Origin of the sequence: Paenarthrobacter sp. PPS72 (assembly GCF_048537125.1) — a bacterium.
Taxonomy (GTDB): Bacteria; Actinomycetota; Actinomycetes; order Actinomycetales; family Micrococcaceae; genus Arthrobacter; species Arthrobacter nitroguajacolicus_E.
The window spans coordinates 92,435-110,517 of sequence record NZ_JBLYIE010000016.1 but is presented as its reverse complement, the minus strand read 5'-3'; the positions used below and the strand labels follow the sequence as shown (position 1 = coordinate 110,517).

Genomic DNA, 18,083 nt, shown 5'->3' with positions numbered 1-18,083 from the left:
CCGCCAATCCTTGACGATGGAGCGCACGGGAGTACCCGGTCCAAGGCTTTTTTCCGGGGTTAGTGCGCCGGGCTCCCGTCTTCAGTGCGACGTCGGGATCCCCGCGGGTACCTTCGCCATGGGCGACTCTTTCAATGAGGGCTATGCGGACGACGGTGAGTCGCCTGTGCACGAAGTGGCCGTCTCACAATTCCGGATCAGCGCTACCGCCGTGACCAATGAAGAGTTCGCCGAGTTCGTCGATGCCACCGGTTATCGCACAGAGTCGGAAACCTACGGAACCTCAGCGGTGTTCCATCTTGCCGTGAAAGCAGACGCCTACGACGTCCTCAACCGCGTCAGCAACGTTCCGTGGTGGCTGAACGTCCGGGGAGCCGACTGGGCGCACCCGGCAGGACCCCTATCGAGCTGGGCAGACATCACTGACCATCCTGTTACCCATGTGTCGCACAACGATGCCTTGGCATACTGCCGATGGGCCGGCCGCCGCCTGCCCACGGAAGCCGAGTGGGAATATGCGGCCCGCGGCGGGCTGACCGGGCAGCGCTATCCCTGGGGCAATGATCTGCACAACGACGCGCCCGGCCAAGCCGCTCATAACTGCAACATCTGGCAGGGGGATTTCCCTTCCCGCAACACGATCGACGACGGCTACCTCACCACGGCGCCGGCGAAATCATTCCGTCCCAACGGATACGGACTGTACCAAACCAGCGGAAATGCCTGGGAGTGGTGCAGCGACTGGTTCCTGCCCAAGTACTACAAGACGTGCCTGGGGCAAGGAACGGTGGACAACCCACAAGGGCCAACGATTGGCCGGGGCAGGGTGATGCGTGGCGGCTCGTACCTCTGCCACGACTCCTACTGCAACCGTTACCGCCTTGCAGCACGGAGCTCAAACACACCGGAGTCAGCCAGCGCCAACTTAGGGTTCAGGACTGTGGCGCTCTAGTTCCTACGTGTAGTCACGGATGACGGGGGAGCATCGCCCATAGCAGTGACCCACTGTTTCGCTGATGGAATGCAAGACCGTGCCTGCGAGGAAGGCGAAGGGGACTTGCATCACCGTGCATGTGGAATCGGCATCGGGGGTGTGATTTGGCCGGAGCCGGCCAAACCCTTGACGTGGCACTTGCATTTTGCAAGTATGGCGGCATGAGCCTGTTTATCACCTGCCCCGTTGATAACGTCGAGCGCGCGACTGCCTTCTATACGGCCCTCGGCTGGACCCTCAACACCGAAATGTCCGACCACAACGTCTCATGTTTCGCGATCGCGCCCGAGCAGTACGTCATGCTCGGCAGCCGCGAGATGTACGCGGGCGTCGGCGCCGACGAGGAGCTGGTCGGCGGGCCCGGGACCCCCTCGAAAGTCACGGTCTCATTCGACCTGGGCAGCCGGGAGGCAGTCGATGAACTCACCGAACGCGCCGGCGCCGCCGGCGGGCGGATCGGTGACACCGACGACTACCCCTTCATGTACCAGCGCCAATTCGACGACCCCGACGGCTACCACTACTCGCCTTTCTGGATGAAGCCGGACGCCGATCCGACCACGTGAGCAACCTCGCCGCGGCCCTCGACGTCGTCGGAGCGCGGTGGGCCCTGCTCATCGTGGAGCGGCTGCTCGACGGACCACAGCGTTACGGCGATCTACAACGCGACCTCGGAGTGCCCACCAATATACTCGCGACCCGACTGCGCGAGCTCGAGACCGCCGGCGTACTGTCCCGACTGCCACTCCGGCACAACACCAGGGCCTACGCGCTGACCGATAGAGGGCTCGCCTTGCGCGAGGCGATCGCCGCGCTGGCACGCTGGGGCGGCGAGGAGCGGCCTGGGAGCGGCAGTTAATTCTGATACGCTCCGGCCAGCTCTCGGGCAGAAGAAGCGCCAGCGCCAGCCTCGAAGACGGCAGCTTGTGCAGGCTCGCCGTGTCCCCGAAGCCCGGTTATGGCACGGTTCTGAGGGCGTAAGTGCTTCACTGGATTATGACCTTGGGTGAACTGCGCACCACGATGACCGAAGACCTCGAAATTGCATATTACGACGACGGCCCGGCGGACGGAGCAGTCGCGGTACTTCTCCACGGATTCCCTTATGACGTGCCCAGCTTCGAGGCAGTTGTCCCGTTATTGGCGGAGCAGGGGATCCGCTCAATAACTCCGTACCTGCGGGGCTATGGTGGTACCAGGTTCCGTAAGAACACGACGCTTCGCTCCGGCCAGCAAGCGGCCATCGGACAAGATCTGCTCAATCTCATCGATGCCCTTGAACTGCAGCCTCCGGTGGTCGCCGGGTATGACTGGGGCGGCCGGGCGGCCTGTATTGCCTCGGCCGTGCGCCCCGAAGGCATAGCGGGTCTCGTGACTGTGGGAGGCTATGCAATCCAGGACATCGCCTCATCGGTGGAGCCGGCGGCCCCGATAGACGAATACCGGGACTGGTACCAGTGGTACTTCAACATCGATCGCGGGCGCGCAGGGCTCCAGGCAAACCGCGACGAATTGTGCCGCCTGCTCTGGCAATTGTGGTCACCTGAATGGGCGGAGGCCGGCGATGCATACGCCTCCAGCAGTCCCAGCCTGCACAACCCGGACTTCGTTGATGTGGCGTTACATTCCTATCGCCATCGCCATCGTGCCGCGGATGGTGACGACCGATTCAACGAGCTCGAAGCATTTCTCGCGAAATCGCCGCCCATCTTGGTACCAACCATTTCGCTCGACGCCCTGGCCGACGGGTTCGGGCCGGACGACTCTGATCGGGACCGGCAGCATTTCGCTGGTCCTTTCGAAATCCGCCGGCTACCGGGAGTAGGCCACAACGTGCCTCAAGAGGCACCGCGGGCGTTCGCTAAGGCTGTCGCCGACCTTCTCCTACCTGCTTCGCGTCCTTAGGCCCGTAGGTCCGTCGAGTGCCAGTGCTAGTGCCTGGGCTGGTCCCTACGCGTCTTCCCGGTCCGGGTTTTCCAGCCGGAAGAAGTTCGATTGGTTTCCGTCGGAGCGTTGTTCCTGATAGATGAAGTTCAGGCGGCGTGCGTCGAAAGTGTTAAACCATTCTTCCCAGCTGACGCGCCGGAGGTTGCTGTCTTTGTCTTGGAAATCTATGCGCAGTACTCCCAAGTGATCGCCGTGTTCAGTGCCTTCAACGGTTGCAGGAACCCCGCCTCGTTCCTCCGCCCACTGCTTGATGACTTCGTGATGTGTTGTTACCAGGCTCCTGCCTTCCCGCTCGGGCTCGTCCTCGGGGGAGGTGACCTCCTGTGAATACTTCAACGAGCTGGACGACGCCTCGCCGGTCCGGATCTTGCCACCGTCCGGTCCGGCGCCGACCGGGTCAGGTTCGGAGGTTGCGCCACCCTCGCTTTGCTGTCCTCCGGAAGAGCGTGCTTCGGCAACTTCCCGCACCAGCTCCTCCTTGCGCATGTTGGAAACGCCACTGATGTTCTCCTCCCGGGCTTCCTGGCGGAGCTCATCCACCTTCATTTCACGCAGCTCGGTCTCGCTAACGCCGGGCGTGTTGGGCGTCTGGTTGCCAGGTTTCTCGCTCATTGTCACTCCTTCATTGGGAACGTGATATTTGTAAGGTTACTTATTGTTTATTCATTTATGAAGATGCCGTCAAGATCCACCCGCCTGCCGATCCGGTTAACTGACCGTGCCCGCCGAGCACTTCAAATGGGCCGCCCGGAGTGCTTCCTAATGGCTGGTGACTCCTTTGGTGGACTTCAGCCGTGCTGGGATCCAGCGGTCCGCGGCGATGCCTGTGACCAGCGAATAGATGGATTTGTGGAGTACGTCCACGAGCTGCTCCTGGCGACTCCGCCGCGGATACCGGTTGCTGACCAGATGCCGCGGAGTGACCCCAGCAGGAGCCCGGTTCCCCAGTGCATGAGATGGTTCCAGAGCACAGGCTTGTCCCGCTGCGTCGGGTTATTTCCCAGGAGAGTCAGCAGGGGTCGGGCGGGCACATAGGAATCCTTGCGCTGCGTGAGGGCCTGCTCGGCCTTCTCTCCGACAGTCATGATCGCCACCCCGGCCAAGCCGCATAATGCGCCTTTAGAGGCCGCCATCAGAAGGGTACTGCCTCGTTTCCGGTCGATCATAAGGTGCTCCCGTCGTCGTTCCGTTGATTACAGGCTTCCGTCGAGCGTCGCCACGACGTTTCGCTGCGGCGACCCCTTCGGCCCTCTCAGCAGCTTCGGCCCCATATGAACCAGCGGCCAAAACCCCATTGCGGTGTTGAAGCTGCCGCGGACCTTCGAAAGGTCGGCGTCCATGATTCTGCCCCCGTCCCGTCGACGTCGCGTCTCGAGAGACATTGCTGCTGGTAACGAACCTGCAGATTGCTTGGGATTATCCCCGTTGTAGTAGGGGTGCCCACTTTTGAGATCGCGAAACGTTCTGATCGTTGTGATGCCCAGGAGATCCTTCACTTGCCACTAGTGATGGATCCTGTCGGCCGCCCTTAGAGGTGGCGCATGATCGGCAGCGTCCCTGATGCGGTTGTGGTCTGTCGAAACCCTGCCGCACTATCCGACCCAGGGGGTTGGGGATTTCGTGTGGGCGGTACTTAGGCAGCTTGGTGGGCGGGATACCGAAATCCTGGACTATTCCGCCCAGGGAGACCGGCCGGGCGGCGACGTTGAAGGACAGGAGGACTTGGCTAGAAGACTTTCGGGGACCTTTCGCTTGTTGCATGCGCTTGGGAAGCGAAAATGTTCAGGCCGAGTACCCGTGACAGGTAAGCGGTGGCTTGCTGGCCGCGGACGCTGTTTCCCGCCGAGTCGAGGCGGGGCGAGAAGGCCCCGATGCCGGCTTTGCCGGGTGAGACCGTAAGCAGTCCACCGGACACTCCGGACTTTCCCGGGAGCCCGATTTCGAACAGCCATTCCCCGGACCGTTCATAGAGTCCGTTCGCGGCAAGGATGGCGAGGGTGTCCCGGCATACCTCCGCGGAGACAACCCGTTCACCGGTCACCGGATTCACACCGCCATCGGCAAGTGTGGCTCCCATGACGGCGAGGTCACGGGCACGGACCCGCAACGAGCATTGCTTGGTATAAACATCCACGACGTCGAGCGGGTCGCGGTCCATTCTGCCGTAACTTTCCAGGAGCCGGGCAATAGCACGGTTGCGGGTATTCGTAGCAGTCCCGGAGCGGTAGACCTCCTCATCCAGCACCAGGTCACGGCCCGCGAAGGCGGACAATCCCGAGTGGATGGCAGCCCACTGCTCCTCAGGGGTGGTGCCCGGCATGAGGGCCGTGGTGGCCAATGCTCCTGCGTTGACCATGGGGTTCATGGGATGGCCGTCGTTGAGTTCGATCGCCATCACCGAGTTGAACGCCAGGCCGGTATTGTTCACCCCCACCAGGTCTGCCACGGCAGCATGCCCGAGTTCCCCGCACACCAAGGCGTAGACGAATGCCTTTGAAATGGACTGGATGGAGAACTCCACATTGGCATCGCCCGCCATATGCACTCCACCATCGACTTCCACCACGCAGACGCCGAACAGTTCAGGGTCCGCCCGGGCAAGAACTGGAATGTAATCCGCCACCGCACCGTCTTGGCAGGCGCGGTTCCGTTCATGGGAAGCGATTACCAGCGAATCAACCTGTTCCCATCCGGGCAATACTCCCGTGGAGACCGACTGTTCCACGCCCTCAATGTTCGAATCCAACACCACTACCCCCAAAAGATTGTTCGTCAGTTTCGCGCAGAGTCGTCTGTCTTGGGTGAACGCAGGTAGCTACCGGCCCTCTGGAGTCCTCCCATTGGCGGCGGGTCGACGGTCCTTTTGTTGCACCTCGACAGGACCCTTATCTGAGCCATGCGGTCAGTCTAAGCCTGGATGCAGCGCACGACGGCGGGTGGTTCCCGCCGTCGTCCGCTCTATTCTTGTTTCTGCTCGGATACGTCCTCATTCGAAGTGGCGCGATTACGCCGGCTTCGCCTCCGCTTCCGAAGGGGAGTTCCCGACCACGGGCCAGCCCGTCAGCAGGTGTATTTGTAGAGGGCGTAGGTAAAGTGCCCGTCCAGTTGGAAGTCGGTGTTGCCTCCGCTGTCCACGCCAGCTTCGGCCACCCGTCCTGCGCGCAGGATCGGTTCAAGTTTCAGTTGCTTGCCCTAAGTTTCCACTGCCGGTAGGGCTGTTCGGATTCCGGGTTGTGTTCCTCGAGTATCAACAAGTACCCGGAATGATCAGATGTTATGGACTGGAAACCTGTCCTCGAGGCGTCGTTCGGCTCGTCACCGAGGGGCAGGACATGGCCGGACAGGATTTCGCTTTGAACTTCTCTATATCGGGGAACGATGCGGGCCCAGTGTGTTAACGGACTCCTCATCCAGCCCCGTCTGTTCCATCCATGCGAGGCGATTGGCGAACAAGGTTAGGGCCAGTACATATTCGAGCCCGCAAACACCGGGAGCCAGGGGATCGTCGGGGTACAGATCCTTGTTTCTTTGGACATTGAGGAACTCCGCTTGCAGCCGGTAAGTGGGGTAGTACCGCGACAGCATCCAGATTTTTCGCAACGTGCGGTGGGGATAGTAGTTCGGCCAGCCTGCGAATTTCCCAGTGAAACGGTTAACAAGGAACAAGGAACAAGGAACAAGGAACAAGAAACAAGGAACCAGGAACCATACTGCAGTTGGCCGAAGTAACCGCTCCGGATTCCCGCTGTGACATCCATATTGAAGAAAACACCGCCGTTGGTGCCGGCAAGCACCCGCTGCATCAATCTGGTGAGGTTCTCTTCGCCGATCTTGGAGGTGAACTCCATCCCATCGAGCATCAGCTTGAGCTAACGAGGATCCGTCGAGTAAATTGCGCTAGAACAGCGGCCAAGGCACCGCTGGCATCTCACCGCTCGGAGCGGGGAATCGCCCTTCCAGGCGCAGTCGGGCGCAGCGTGTGGCGATCGATTCGATTTCTTCGACGCTGAGCAGGTCCGCCAGGTTTCGGCCCAGCCCACCGTTCAGTCCTTCGGTGACACGATCTATACCATCGCGTTCCTCGGCGGTAAGGGGGTCTCCCAGCCATCCCCACAGCACCGTACGCAGCTTGTGGTCACTGTGAAAGGTCAGCCCATGGTCCACGCCGTGCCGGTGTCCGTCAGTCATGGCAAGAATGTGGTTGCCTTTGCGGTCCGCGTTGTTGACCACCATATCGAACACTGCCATCCGTCTGAGCGCCGGCGAGTCTTCGTGAACCAGGGCTACCATCTGCCCGTCCTCGTCTTGTCCTTCCAGAACTTGTTTCCAGCCCTTTTCCGGAACCTGGTTCGTTGCGATCAGGTTCACGGCGGTTTGGACGGGATCCTGCTCTTGCCAGAGCTGCACCATTCCTTCTCCGAAAGGGCCATCGCGCAGCCAAGTGCGTGGCACGATGTCCCAGCCGCAGACCTGCGAGACCATGTACGCGGCTACTTCCCTGCGGGCAAGGGTGCCGTGGGGAAAATCCCACAGCGGACTTTCGCCTGCTATCGGCTTGTAGACGACTTCCACCTCGCCGATGCTGCCCAGGAACGTAGCGTTTGAAGCCGTCGTGATACGGCCGGTGAGCGTCAGCTCGGCGGTCATCAGGTCCGGGGTTGGCATCAGACCTCGGGAAGGGTGCAGGTGTGCCCGTCCGCGTCTATGGGGTAACCGCAGAGCGAGCACGTCGGACGCCCTGCCCCAAGGATCTCGCGGGTGCGCTTGGCGAATGCTCGGGCGGTGCCCACCGGCATTCGCACCAGCAGCATCTCCGGCACGTTTGCGGCGTCGTCATCAAGCCCCTCGTCATCAACATCGGCATCGGCAATGGGGTAGGCCTCAATGACAACCTGGGCCGTGGTTGGATCCCAACCCAAGCTCAAGGCACCGGCTCGGAACTGCTCCTGAACGCCCTCAAGGGGGTCGTTGTCCACCAGCTCAATGGGAGTGCTCGTGGGGACACTGAACGGGTTGCCGTCAACGGTGATCAGTTGGTCGAGAACTTCGTCGATCTTCTCCGCGAGCAGAGCCGACTGCTGCTTCTCCAGGGCAATACTTACGATCTGTTTCCCTGCGCGCACCTGCAGATAGAACGTGCGCGCCCCGGGAAGGCCAATGGTGCCAACTACAACCCGATCCGGCCAGGCAAACTCGTGAACACGTGTAGGCATGTCAGTATTTTAGGCACATAAGGTTCATGGCGCTTTTTGCCCTGCACCGCCGCCCACGGGTGCATCGCCGGAGTGGATGCCGTTCGAGAGCCACGACAGATCACCCGCGTCCGTGTTCGTTGCATAAACGGTCGGCCTATCAGTGCCGTAGCGCACGATCGATACGGAGGCCGGACCCACGCTAATACGCTGGAACAGGTCAAGGTGCATACCGAGCGCGTCCGCGAGGACCGACTTGATAATGTCACCGTGACTAACTGCTGCCCACACAGCCCCCGGCCCGTACTCGGCTTCGAAGGCTGCATCGTGGCGTCGAATGGCCGCCACCGCCCTGGCCTGCATTGCAGCCATGGATTCACCACCGGGAAACACGACGGCGGATGGTTGCGATTGCACCACCGGCCACAAATCCTCAGTGGCGAGATCGGCGAGCATGCGGCCCTGCCACTGGCCGTAATCGCACTCGGTGAGATCCATGTCCACAGGCGCGTAAGGCGAGCCGGCTTGCTGGTCGAGGATGAACTGAGTGGTTTGCCGGCAACGCTCAAGAGGGCTCGATACCACCCCGACCAAGGGCACGGCTGCGAGCCGCCCTGCCATCAACGCCGCCTGTTCGCGCCCGACCTCATCCAGGCTCACGCCGTCAGACCGACCGGCCAGTAGCCCGGTGGCATTGGCTGTGGTGCGGCCGTGCCGCACGAGAATCACTGTCGCCATCCATCCAGCCTAACCACCAGCACGACGGCTGCGGGAACCAGGCCGCGTCCGGCGTCGAACCAGATGACCCGGACTCCATAAAATCTGCCGTGGTTAGAAAGCAGGGGACTACAGTGGATGTATGGCTGCAAGCCGGAATCCGCTTGATGACCTCCGCGAAACCGTAGGCCATCTGGCCAATCAGCTCAAGCTGTCAGGCTCGGAACGTGTAGATGACCTGATGGGCGATCTTGTCGGTGCCAGGCCAGGGCCGGCCCGGCCGCTTTCCGAGGTGCAGGCCGAGCTCGATGCTCTGGTGGGACTGGAAACCGTGAAGGAACAAGTACGGGCCCTCGTCGCATTGCTCCAAGTCCAGGCTCGCCGTAAGGCGCACGGCCTGCCGGAGGTGGCCACATCCCAGCATCTGGTGTTCCTCGGAAACCCTGGCACGGGCAAGACGACCGTGGCGCGACTCCTCGCCGAGATGTACCGCGCTGTCGGTTTGCTGCAGAAGGGCCACCTCATTGAGGTCGATCGTTCAGGCCTGGTAGGTCAATACGTCGGAGCCACCGCCATAAAGACGGACCGGGTGATCCGGCGTGCGCTGGACGGTGTCCTGTTCATCGACGAGGCCTACGCGCTGGCCCCGGAAGACGGCCGGATGGACTTCGGCCCCGAAGCGATTGAGGTCCTGCTCAAACGGATGGAAGACCACCGTCACCGCCTGGTCGTCATCGTGGCAGGGTACCCGCGGCTGATGGAATCCTTCTTGCTCTCGAACCCCGGACTACGCTCCCGGTTCGCCCGCGAGATAACTTTTCCTGATTACTCAGTGGACGAACTCCAGACGATCTTCCACCAGATGCTGGCCCAGCACGAGTACACGCTGGAGCCAGGTGCGGACCAGATGCTGCGTCGCATCCTCACCGGGCTCCATGCCGGCGAGGACTCCGGCAACGCGCGGTTCGCACGCACCCTCTTCGAGCAGGCGCTCAACCGCCAGGCGCTGCGTCTCTCGCTCGACGAGGAACACAGTCTCGACGCCCTTGATCGTGAGGCCGTCATGACGCTCACCGCGGATGACATCGTCGAGGCCGCGTTGGCCCTGGGCGAGGAGCCGGAGGACGAGCCGACGCCGGAACCGGACCGGCAACGCTGGTGGCGCTGGTTGGCCTGACCCAAGACTCCAACGCGCCCTTCCGGATGAAGCCAGGGCGATGTGCTCATGGTCAGGCCTGCTAGGAAGCTGGGTGATCATTACCTTTCGGCGGCCGATGCCCCGCGGTGGCGGCGCGGACGTCACCCTCCTCGTGACTTTCCTTCTTCTTGCCGAACGGCAGCACCTTCAGCAAGGGATGCAGAACGAGCATGATGACCAGGCCCCAGACTGCTCCGAGAATTGCTGAGCATAACGTGTTCACGAGCCAGGTGAGGAAGCCGCCCACCACGGGGATTCCTGCGAAGGGTGATTCAAGTATATGAACCAGGTCGTAGGGGCCGTGCCAGCCGAGGTCGTATGCACCTTGCAACATGATGTGGCCACCAACCCACAGCATCGCGATGGTCCCGATGAGGGTGATTGCGGCCAGTACAGCCGGCATTCCCTTGACGAGTAGACGGCCGAAGCGCTGCGATCCCGCGGACGCCTTGGTGGTCAGATGGAGGCCGATGTCGTCCATCTTGACGATGAGTCCGACGGCGCCGTACACGATAACCGTAATCGCGATCGCTACGACCACGAGGATGAACGCCCGGACCCACAGCGACTCGTCGGCTACCTCGTTCATGGCGATGACCATGATCTCGCAGGACAGGATGAAGTCGGTGGTGATGGCACCCTTGGTAACCTTTGCCTCCGCTTCGGGGCCCCGTTCGACAGCCGGCGCCTTCTCTGTGGCGGCATGGCCGCGGAGCTTGTGCCAGACCTTTTCGGCGCCCTCGTAGCAGAGGTAGGTACCGCCGAGCATAAGGATGAACGGAATGATTCCCGGAACGAAGGCGCTGACGAGCAATAATGCCGGCAGGATGATCACGAGTTTGTTCCGCAGCGAGCCCCAGAAGATGCGCTTGATCATGGGCAGCTCGCGGGACGGGTCCGCCCCGGAAACGTACTGGGGAGTGACGGCGGTGTCGTCGATTACCACGCCGGCGGCTTTGGCCCCGGCCTTGGCGGCTCCTGCGGCGATGTCGTCCACGGAGGCGGCCGCTATGCGGGCCAGGGCTGCGACGTCGTCCAGCAGTGCGACGAGACCCCCGCTCACAGAGCGACCCCGTACTGCTCACAGGCGGACAACTGCGTCTGGATATCTGGGGTGAGGCGCGTGAATGGCATGCTTGGAGTATATGTCGGACGGGACAACGGACAGGAGCGTGACGGCTGTAGAGGGACGATCCCAGCGCAAGGCAGCGCGGAATCACTGATTGCGGGTTTGCGTGGAATCCGGTGGGCGTATTACTGTCTTGCTACTGAAACCGGCAGGGGAAGCGGGAGCCCGGACGAGGAACGAATCACCGCTGAGCGTTCCAACCTTCCCGTCTGATGCCCGTTGAGAGCCCCCTTTCGAGGGGCTTTCCCGCTTTCCAGTGATAGCCCAGGGGCCAAGGGGCATCGTAAGTGTGCTTATGATATTTGAAAGTTCGGATGTCCGGACAGATGCGGCCGGGGTCTTCGTTCTCGGTCGTTGAGAGGAGTAGCCCCATGGTCAGCTTTCGGCCCCTGGCCCGCATAGCTTCAGTTTTGACCAGCCCGCTTGCGCCGGAGGACGTCCTTGCGCTGTTCAACCCGGTCTATTCGTCTCGTCAGTTACGTGGAGTCGTCACTAAGGTAGTCCAGGAGACAGCCCAATCAGCCACTATTTTCTTCCGGCCCGGCCGCGGTTGGCATGCCCACCTCGCCGGTCAGTGGGCGCGCATAGGGGTTGAACTCAACGGGGTCCGCCAATGGCGGTCCTATTCGCTGAGTGCACCGGCAGGTAAGGATCCGGCCATCACGGTCTCTGACGTTGGAGCCGTGTCCGGGACCTTGGTTCGTAACACGAAGGTGGGTGACGTCCTCTTCCTTGCGCCGCCTCAGGGCGATTTTGTCCTCCCCGAGCATCCCCGGTCACTTCTGATGCTCACTGCGGGAAGCGGCATCACACCCGTCATGTCAATGATTCGGACACTTGTCCCAAGCCGCCCCGACGCAGACGTTGTTCTGATCCATTCTTCCCGCGATGAAGGCGACAGCATCTTTCGTGAGGAACTGGCTGAACTTGCTGACCAGTTTTCCAACTTCCGCCTGGTGCAGTGGCACACCAGCGGCCGTGGCCGCATGAACTTCACGTCCACGGCCGTTCTGGAAGAAGTCTGCCCGGACTGGCGGAAGAGGGCAGCCTATGCGTGCGGCCCTGAGTCCTTCCTGAATGATGCCGAAGCCATGTGGAACGAAGCTGCGTTGACTGCTGCCGCCACTTCAGGGAAGGAGCCCGATGGTGGAACGGGGCACGGTTCGCTCACCATCGAACGGTTCAGCACCGAACTCCTGGGGGGTGAAGGCAGTGAAGGCGGTCTTGTCACGTTCGAAGCTTCCGATCGCGAGGTCCAGGCCGATGGCGGGGTCCCCATCCTCGACGCCGGTGAGGATGCAGGGGTGCTGATGCCCAGCGGGTGCCGCATGGGCATTTGTCACAGCTGCCTGACCCCCTTGCTCGCCGGAAAAGTGCGCGACCTGCGCACCGGTGAGATCCATGGGGCACCCGGGGAACTGATCCAAACCTGTGTCTCGGCAGCCGCCGGGCCAGTCAACCTCGAAATCTGAGGAGCACAACCGCATGTCAGCAGTTTCAACCGAAAGCTCCACCGCCGCCGTCGTAGGGTCCACGACACGTCCCGGCGCCCTTGCCGAGGCGGGCAGCCCTACGGTGCGGCCACCGGCGGCCGCCCACCTGAGCGACGAGCAAGTGGCTGAACTGGGCCGTGAGCTCGATGCTATCCGCGACGAAATCCTCGCCAAGCGGGGCTCCAGCGACGCCGCCTACATCAGGCGCATGATCAAGATCCAACGAGGTTTGGAAATCTCCGGTCGTGCCGCGCTGCTGGTAGGCAGGAACAAAGCCGCTTGGGTCACCGGAACGACGCTTCTCAGCGTGGCCAAGATCCTGGAGAACATGGAACTTGGCCACAACATCCTCCACGGCCAGTGGGACTGGATGCGTGACCCGGATATCCACTCAACCACCTGGGAGTGGGACTTCGTTACCCCGTCGCGTTCCTGGCAGCACACCCACAATGACCTTCACCACCGCTGGACCAACGTGGTTGGCAAGGACCGCGACGTCGGTTACAACCTTCTGCGCATGGACCCCGATCAGGAGTGGAAGCCCTTCAACCTGGGCAATCCGCTCTACAACGCCTTGCTCGCGCCCGTTTTCGAATGGGGCATAGCCATCTACGACCTGGAGATCCCCGAGTACAAGGAAGGCCTGAAGTCCAAGGAGGCCATGAACAAGGACCTCAAAGCGCTGGGCCGGAAGGCGCTCAAACAGTTCGCCAAGGACTATGCGGCCACTCCTGCCCTGGCCATGCTTACAGGTTCCGGGAAGCAAGCCCTCTACGGCACGCTTACTGCCAACGCCGTCCGCAACGTCTGGGCCCACGCCGTCATCTTCTGCGGCCACTTTCCCGAAGGAACGGATACGTTCACCGAGGAAATGGTGGAAGGCGAAACCCGCGGCGACTGGTACGTCCGCCAAATGATCGGATCCGCCAACATCTCCGGGCCACGGTTCATGCATCTCATGACGGGAAACCTTTCCCACCAGATTGAGCACCACCTCTTCCCGGATCTTCCCTCCAACCGTTACGCGGAAATTGCCCCCAAAGTCCGTGACATCTGCGAACGTTATGGCCTGAAGTACACCACGGGGCCGTTGCTCAAACAGGTGGGTTCCGCGTGGGCCAAGGTCTTCAAGCTGGCGCTGCCCCCAAAGCAGTAGAGTCCACACGTCGGTTCCGCGCGGGAACCCTGGTCACAGCTTCACGGCGCTGACCCACGGTGTTCTCAATGCTTCCGATGCCCTCCACGGTCATCCGAACAATGTCGCCGGTCTTCAGCGGCTGGGGAGTCTTGGAACCGTTGCGTCCCCAGAGCTCAGCCAGGCAGCCGCTGCCGCACGTTCCGGAGCCCAGGACATCTCCCGGCCGCACCACCGAGTCCTGGGATGCGTAGGCTACGAGTTCGGCGAACGGCCAGCCCATGTTGGACAGAAGATCCTGACCGATAGCTTCGCCGTTCACCTCGACAGACATGGAGATGGGAAGGAAGCCTTCCTCATCGTGCAGGTGCTCGAACTCGTCGGCCGTCACGATCCACGGACCCAAGGTGTTGGCGAAGTCCTTACCCTTGCACGGACCCAGGCTGACCTTCATTTCCCGCCGCTGAAGGTCTCGTGCCGACCAGTCGTTAAGCACGGTGTAGCCGAAGATGTGACGGTGCGCATCGGCGGCCGACAGGTTCCTGCCGTCACTCCCCGGAACATGCCCGACGACGGCGGCTACTTCCGTTTCGAAGTCGAGTTCGCTGCAACCTGCCGGAATGCCGATCACCTCGCCCGTGCCGGTCACGGTATGAGGATTGGTGAAGTAGAACGTGGGTGCCTCGTACCATTCGGCCACAACGCCGGCCACGCCGTCGATGCTCTTCCGGACGCCTTCCACATGTTCCTCGAACGCCACGAAGTCCCGGATGGTGGCCGGAGCCAGCGGTGCCAGCAACTGCACTTCGAAGAGGGCTATGGAAGGCGCCGCGCGGACAGTTTCCGCAGCGATTTCCAATGTTCTTCCCAGCCCGGCATCCAAGAGCTGGTTGACGGTATGTCCCTTGGGCATCGGGAAGCAATTGCCGCCGTCCACGAACCCCGCGCGGATACCGCCGTCGTGCTTCCAGCGGGCGATTCTGACCATGTCTTCGTCCTTAAGCGGTGGGGTGGGCTGCGAGGGCTGCCGCAGCGGTGATGCCGAGGGCCGCAGCGTTGCCGGCGAGGATCCTGGCCGCGTCGGCTGAGGAGAGAGCAACTGCGCGGACTTCATCGACAGGGTCCTCGGAGCCCATGTCGAACGGGTAGTCCGAGCCGAGGAGCACTTGCCCGGATCCCGCCACCTCCACCAGGGCGCTAAGCTCGCGGGGACTGTGCACCAGGGAGTCGAAGAAGATCCTCTGAAGATAGGACGACGGCGGTTCGGCGCACCTCTGCGCCTCGGGACGAACCTTCCAGGCGTGGTCCGATCGGCCAATGGTGGTGGGCAAGTAGCCACCACCATGCGCGGCGAGGATCTTCAGATCCGGGTGCCGGTCCAGGACCCCGCTGAAGATCAGGTGGGAGAGTGCTACGGCGTTCTCAGCGGGTTGGGAGACGGTGTTGGCCAGGTAAAAGCGATCCAGTCGCTCATCCAGGGAGCAGCCGAACGGATGCAGGAATACCAGGGCGCCCAGTTCCTCGGCGCGTTTCCAGAACGGTTCCAGCCGGGAATCGGAGAGTTCCACCGTGCTGCGTCCGGGGTCTCCTGGAGTGGCAGCGAAGGACCCGATCTCCACGCCCAACAGGCCGCAGTCAAGAACGGCATGTTCCAGGGCTCCGACCATAAGCTCCGGGTGCTGCAACGGAACCAAGCCCAGGCCGTTCAACCGTTCAGGCGCCTGCTGCACAACATCGCGGACTGCCTCGTTGGACTGCCTGGCAAGCTGGAACGCGAGCTCTTCACCGGCGAAATAGTAGAAGTGCGACGGTGAAGGCGAGACGAGCTGCACGTCCACTCCTTGACTGTCCATATCCGCCAGCCGTTGTTCAATGTCGGTGAGCCGGGACCAGCGCTCTTTGATCATGAGGCCGGAGTTGGCCATGGACTCCGGCCCGTTTCGCCGGACTTCCAGGGCCTGCAGATCTGCGAATCCGTTTGGATCGTTTTCGGCCACCAACTGCTGGAGTGCGGGAATGAGGACATGGGCGTGGACATCCACAGTAGGGTTTTGGCCCTCGGAGACGTTGTTCATGCGGGTTCCTTCAGCAGGGTGGAGAGTGAGTTCATGAGGCCCGGGACGTCCGCGTCCCGGACGCCGTCCAGCATCCACTGGCCCAACTGGACGGACGCTTTCACCACTGCCGTTGCCCTGTCCAGGCGACGGTCCTGGAACTCCTTCCACAGGGTCTCAGTGACGTGGTCCGCGGAGATCAGCAGCTCCGCGAGTACAGCCGCATCTTCCAACGCCATGGCGGCACCCTGGGCAACAGTGGGCGGACAACTGTGTGCTGCATCGCCGATCACGACGGTGCGCCCGCGGTTCCAAGGGCCCTCCACCAGATGCGAGGTGAACCACGTGTAGTTGATGCGGGCGCCATGGTCCAGGTTGGATCGGATCTCGTTCCAAGGGCCGCCGTAGGCTGAGGCGAGCTCGGCCATCACCCTGGGACCATCCCCGTGATTGCGTTCCTGGGCTTTCTCCACAAGGTAGGCGTAGATGGTGTCAGGTCCCGTGGGGCAGTATCCGGCGATGAAACACGGCCCACCGTAGGTGAGGTCCGTCCTGACCACTTCCTGGGGCCGCTCTACGAAGGCCCGCCAGATGCCCATGCCGGTGGGTTGGGGCTCCACCTCTATGCCGATGGCCTTGCGGACAGCTGAGTGAAGTCCGTCGGCGCCGACGAGAAGGTCATAGCGTGAGCTGCCGCCGTCGGCCGTGACGACGGTGACGTTGCCGCCGTCGTCCGCTATCTCTGTGACCGTCTTGCCGTAGCTGATCCGGGCACCGGCGGTTTTGGCGCGTTCACGAAGGATGGCCGTTAAGTCGGGCCGGTACATGCCCAGCGTGGCCGGGAGGTCTTCACCACCGGTTTTGATGTCCTCCAGCACCGCCAGGACGGTTCCATCGGGATTCGGCGCCCGAAGGCCGAGGGTGCTGAACCCATAGCCTTTCGCTTCCACCTGTTCCCAAACGCCGAGTGTTCGCAGGATGCGCAGGGCGTTTCCTTGCAAGGTGATTCCTGACCCCAGGGTTTGCGGTTCGGCGGCTTTCTCCAGGATTTCCACCTCGACGCCGGCATCGGCCAGAAGAATGGCGGCGGCCAGCCCCGCAGCTCCTGCTCCTACGATTCCGACCCTCTGTACTGCTGCCATCTCTGACTCCTTTGTGGTGACGGCGTTACTGCCTATTGTGCTGCCTTTTGGGGGACGTGCCGGGTTTTAGGGGACGTGCTAGCGAACAGCAATGGGATTGACCGGGGAACCAACAGCCCCGGTGATGGGAAGCGGGGCGGCGGTAAGCATGAAGTCGTACCTGCCATCGGACGCGCACGCCTGAGCCAAGGCATCGGGATCCCACATCTCGCCCAGGAACAACCCGAGGTTGGGAATGGCGATTTGGTGAAGGGGCTGGAAAGCCCCGTCGAACTCATTGGGCCGAACCTCGAATCCCCACGTGTCCGTGGCAATCCCGGAGATTTCCGAAGCGTACAGCCACGATGCCGTGGTGAAGGAAAGACCCGGCGCGGAACCGCCCGCATAGTCACCCCAGCCTTCGCGGCGGACCCGCGTGTACTGGCCTGTGCGAATCACCACGATGTCACCTCGGCGTACTGCCGAGCTGTTGCCCTGACGTTCAATGGTCAGTTCCAAGTGCTCGGGGGTGATGGCGAAACCATCGGGCAATTCTCCGTCAGTGCGTCCAAGCTCGGGGCCAAGTGCACGACCCACATCCAGCAAGACACCACGGGTGACGATTTTGGCTGCGGCGGTTTCGATCCCTGTCACGAGATCGCCCTCGGATGTTACGACGTCGCCGGCTGCCCGGCCGTTCCAGGCTTTGCCACGATCAAAGATATGGCCCAGCCCGTCCCATTGCGTGGAGCACTGCAGGGGCATGGCGATCACGTCATCAGCCCCGCCGAACCCGTGGGGGAATCCCTGGTTGCCGCGCTCCGCGTCCACTCCGGTGTCGGTCATGGTGTGGACGGGGTTGGTGCGGCGACGCCACCCTTTTTGCGGGCCGTTGGTGTCGAAGGGTTGGGACAACGAGAAGGCCTCGCCGGATTTCACCAGCGACGCCGCCTCCACCCGCTTGTTATCGTCAATGAAATTCAGGGTGCCAAGGACATCGTTCTCACCCCAGCGGCCCCAGTTGTTGTACTGTTCGGCAGCAGCAGTGATGCTGGCCATGGGGTCCGCTCGCTGAATCAGTGGCGCGTCCACGGCGTCGGTGG

At 62.1% G+C, this 18,083-nt stretch carries 18 protein-coding genes; 7 read left to right on the top strand and 11 right to left on the bottom strand.

The window, feature by feature from the left end; genetic code table 11:
- Window positions 1-16 precede the first annotated feature (16 nt).
- The 4 genes from ACLRGI_RS07815 to ACLRGI_RS07800 all read left to right on the top strand — a co-directional run bounded on the left by ACLRGI_RS07815 (window position 17) and on the right by ACLRGI_RS07800 (window position 2,899).
- A complete protein-coding gene (locus ACLRGI_RS07815; RefSeq protein ID WP_419201151.1) occupies window positions 17-952 on the top strand; it encodes a formylglycine-generating enzyme family protein in 936 nt (311 codons plus the stop codon).
- A 203-nt stretch (window positions 953-1,155) separates the two neighbouring features.
- The gene (locus tag ACLRGI_RS07810; RefSeq protein ID WP_419201102.1) at window positions 1,156-1,560 is read left to right on the top strand and encodes a VOC family protein; all 405 of its coding nucleotides are present in this window, start codon (window positions 1,156-1,158) and stop codon (window positions 1,558-1,560) included.
- Window positions 1,557-1,853, top strand: a complete 297-nt coding sequence (locus tag ACLRGI_RS07805; RefSeq protein WP_419201101.1) for a winged helix-turn-helix transcriptional regulator — start codon at window positions 1,557-1,559, stop codon at window positions 1,851-1,853. The genes ACLRGI_RS07810 and ACLRGI_RS07805 overlap by 4 nt, the downstream gene beginning before the upstream one ends.
- A gap of 122 nt (window positions 1,854-1,975) precedes the next feature.
- Window positions 1,976-2,899 (top strand): alpha/beta fold hydrolase, encoded by a 924-nt coding sequence (locus ACLRGI_RS07800; protein ID WP_419201100.1) that lies wholly within the window; start codon window positions 1,976-1,978, stop codon window positions 2,897-2,899.
- A 45-nt stretch (window positions 2,900-2,944) separates the two neighbouring features.
- Here ACLRGI_RS07800 and ACLRGI_RS07795 read toward each other — a convergent pair whose 3' ends face one another.
- The 6 genes from ACLRGI_RS07795 to ACLRGI_RS07770 form a co-directional block, all read right to left on the bottom strand.
- Entirely contained in the window at window positions 2,945-3,553 is a 609-nt protein-coding gene (locus ACLRGI_RS07795) for a Rho termination factor N-terminal domain-containing protein (RefSeq protein ID WP_419201099.1), read from the bottom strand.
- Window positions 3,554-3,729: 176 nt separating this feature from the next.
- The gene (locus ACLRGI_RS07790) at window positions 3,730-4,026 is read right to left on the bottom strand and encodes a hypothetical protein (RefSeq protein ID WP_419201098.1); all 297 of its coding nucleotides are present in this window, start codon (window positions 4,024-4,026) and stop codon (window positions 3,730-3,732) included.
- 641 nt (window positions 4,027-4,667) lie between these two features.
- Window positions 4,668-5,690 carry a glutaminase A gene (gene glsA / locus ACLRGI_RS07785; RefSeq protein WP_419201097.1) on the bottom strand — a complete coding sequence of 341 codons (1,023 nt, stop codon included), beginning with the start codon at window positions 5,688-5,690 and terminating at the stop codon, window positions 4,668-4,670.
- Between the two features lie 1,148 nt (window positions 5,691-6,838).
- Entirely contained in the window at window positions 6,839-7,606 is a 768-nt protein-coding gene (locus ACLRGI_RS07780) for an SCO1664 family protein (RefSeq protein WP_419201096.1), read from the bottom strand.
- Window positions 7,606-8,154, bottom strand: a complete 549-nt coding sequence (locus tag ACLRGI_RS07775; RefSeq protein ID WP_419201095.1) for a DUF3090 domain-containing protein — start codon at window positions 8,152-8,154, stop codon at window positions 7,606-7,608. Before ACLRGI_RS07775 ends, ACLRGI_RS07780 begins: the two co-directional genes overlap by 1 nt.
- A 24-nt stretch (window positions 8,155-8,178) precedes the next feature.
- Window positions 8,179-8,871 carry a histidine phosphatase family protein gene (locus ACLRGI_RS07770; protein WP_419201094.1) on the bottom strand — a complete coding sequence of 231 codons (693 nt, stop codon included), beginning with the start codon at window positions 8,869-8,871 and terminating at the stop codon, window positions 8,179-8,181.
- 121 nt (window positions 8,872-8,992) lie between these two features.
- On the opposite strand from ACLRGI_RS07770, the gene ACLRGI_RS07765 reads away from it, so the two are divergent.
- Complete coding sequence (locus ACLRGI_RS07765) at window positions 8,993-10,027, top strand: AAA family ATPase (RefSeq protein ID WP_419201093.1); 1,035 nt, start codon at window positions 8,993-8,995, stop codon at window positions 10,025-10,027.
- Window positions 10,028-10,088: 61 nt separating this feature from the next.
- Here the strand turns inward: ACLRGI_RS07765 and ACLRGI_RS07760 are convergent, their stop codons facing one another.
- Window positions 10,089-11,111 carry a DUF808 domain-containing protein gene (locus ACLRGI_RS07760; RefSeq protein ID WP_419201092.1) on the bottom strand — a complete coding sequence of 341 codons (1,023 nt, stop codon included), beginning with the start codon at window positions 11,109-11,111 and terminating at the stop codon, window positions 10,089-10,091.
- Window positions 11,112-11,548: 437 nt separating this feature from the next.
- On the opposite strand from ACLRGI_RS07760, the gene ACLRGI_RS07755 reads away from it, so the two are divergent.
- Both ACLRGI_RS07755 and ACLRGI_RS07750 read left to right on the top strand, forming a co-directional pair.
- A complete protein-coding gene (locus tag ACLRGI_RS07755; protein ID WP_419201091.1) occupies window positions 11,549-12,649 on the top strand; it encodes a ferredoxin reductase in 1,101 nt (366 codons plus the stop codon).
- A 13-nt stretch (window positions 12,650-12,662) separates the two neighbouring features.
- A complete protein-coding gene (locus ACLRGI_RS07750; RefSeq protein WP_419201090.1) occupies window positions 12,663-13,826 on the top strand; it encodes a fatty acid desaturase family protein in 1,164 nt (387 codons plus the stop codon).
- Here ACLRGI_RS07750 and ACLRGI_RS07745 read toward each other — a convergent pair.
- From ACLRGI_RS07745 to ACLRGI_RS07730, 4 genes are all read right to left on the bottom strand, one after another.
- Window positions 13,798-14,793, bottom strand: coding sequence for a fumarylacetoacetate hydrolase family protein (locus ACLRGI_RS07745; RefSeq protein ID WP_419201089.1), 996 nt, complete (start codon window positions 14,791-14,793; stop codon window positions 13,798-13,800). The genes ACLRGI_RS07750 and ACLRGI_RS07745 overlap by 29 nt on opposite strands.
- A gap of 10 nt (window positions 14,794-14,803) precedes the next feature.
- Window positions 14,804-15,880: an amidohydrolase family protein gene (locus ACLRGI_RS07740; protein ID WP_419201088.1), complete on the bottom strand. Its 1,077-nt coding sequence runs from the start codon at window positions 15,878-15,880 to the stop codon at window positions 14,804-14,806.
- Window positions 15,877-17,001: an FAD-dependent monooxygenase gene (locus tag ACLRGI_RS07735; protein WP_419201087.1), complete on the bottom strand. Its 1,125-nt coding sequence runs from the start codon at window positions 16,999-17,001 to the stop codon at window positions 15,877-15,879. The genes ACLRGI_RS07740 and ACLRGI_RS07735 overlap by 4 nt, the downstream gene beginning before the upstream one ends.
- Before the next feature lie 78 nt (window positions 17,002-17,079).
- Window positions 17,080-18,039 (bottom strand): cyclase family protein, encoded by a 960-nt coding sequence (locus ACLRGI_RS07730; protein ID WP_419201150.1) that lies wholly within the window; start codon window positions 18,037-18,039, stop codon window positions 17,080-17,082.
- Window positions 18,040-18,083: the final 44 nt, after the last annotated feature.

Bases quoted from the DNA above. Each gene is read 5' to 3' on its own strand.
- ACLRGI_RS07815 (WP_419201151.1), top strand. From the start codon at position 17: ATGGAGCGCACGGGAGTACCCGGTCCAAGGCTTTTTTCCGGGGTTAGT.
- ACLRGI_RS07810 (WP_419201102.1), top strand. From the start codon at position 1,156: ATGAGCCTGTTTATCACCTGCCCCGTTGATAACGTCGAGCGCGCGACT.
- ACLRGI_RS07795 (WP_419201099.1), bottom strand. From the start codon at position 3,553: ATGAGCGAGAAACCTGGCAACCAGACGCCCAACACGCCCGGCGTTAGC.
- ACLRGI_RS07790 (WP_419201098.1), bottom strand. From the start codon at position 4,026: ATGACTGTCGGAGAGAAGGCCGAGCAGGCCCTCACGCAGCGCAAGGAT.
- ACLRGI_RS07780 (WP_419201096.1), bottom strand. From the start codon at position 7,606: ATGCCAACCCCGGACCTGATGACCGCCGAGCTGACGCTCACCGGCCGT.
- ACLRGI_RS07775 (WP_419201095.1), bottom strand. From the start codon at position 8,154: ATGCCTACACGTGTTCACGAGTTTGCCTGGCCGGATCGGGTTGTAGTT.
- ACLRGI_RS07770 (WP_419201094.1), bottom strand. From the start codon at position 8,871: ATGGCGACAGTGATTCTCGTGCGGCACGGCCGCACCACAGCCAATGCC.
- ACLRGI_RS07765 (WP_419201093.1), top strand. From the start codon at position 8,993: ATGGCTGCAAGCCGGAATCCGCTTGATGACCTCCGCGAAACCGTAGGC.
- ACLRGI_RS07755 (WP_419201091.1), top strand. From the start codon at position 11,549: ATGGTCAGCTTTCGGCCCCTGGCCCGCATAGCTTCAGTTTTGACCAGC.
- ACLRGI_RS07750 (WP_419201090.1), top strand. From the start codon at position 12,663: ATGTCAGCAGTTTCAACCGAAAGCTCCACCGCCGCCGTCGTAGGGTCC.
- ACLRGI_RS07745 (WP_419201089.1), bottom strand. From the start codon at position 14,793: ATGGTCAGAATCGCCCGCTGGAAGCACGACGGCGGTATCCGCGCGGGG.
- ACLRGI_RS07740 (WP_419201088.1), bottom strand. From the start codon at position 15,880: ATGAACAACGTCTCCGAGGGCCAAAACCCTACTGTGGATGTCCACGCC.
- ACLRGI_RS07735 (WP_419201087.1), bottom strand. From the start codon at position 17,001: ATGGCAGCAGTACAGAGGGTCGGAATCGTAGGAGCAGGAGCTGCGGGG.
- ACLRGI_RS07730 (WP_419201150.1), bottom strand. From the start codon at position 18,039: ATGGCCAGCATCACTGCTGCTGCCGAACAGTACAACAACTGGGGCCGC.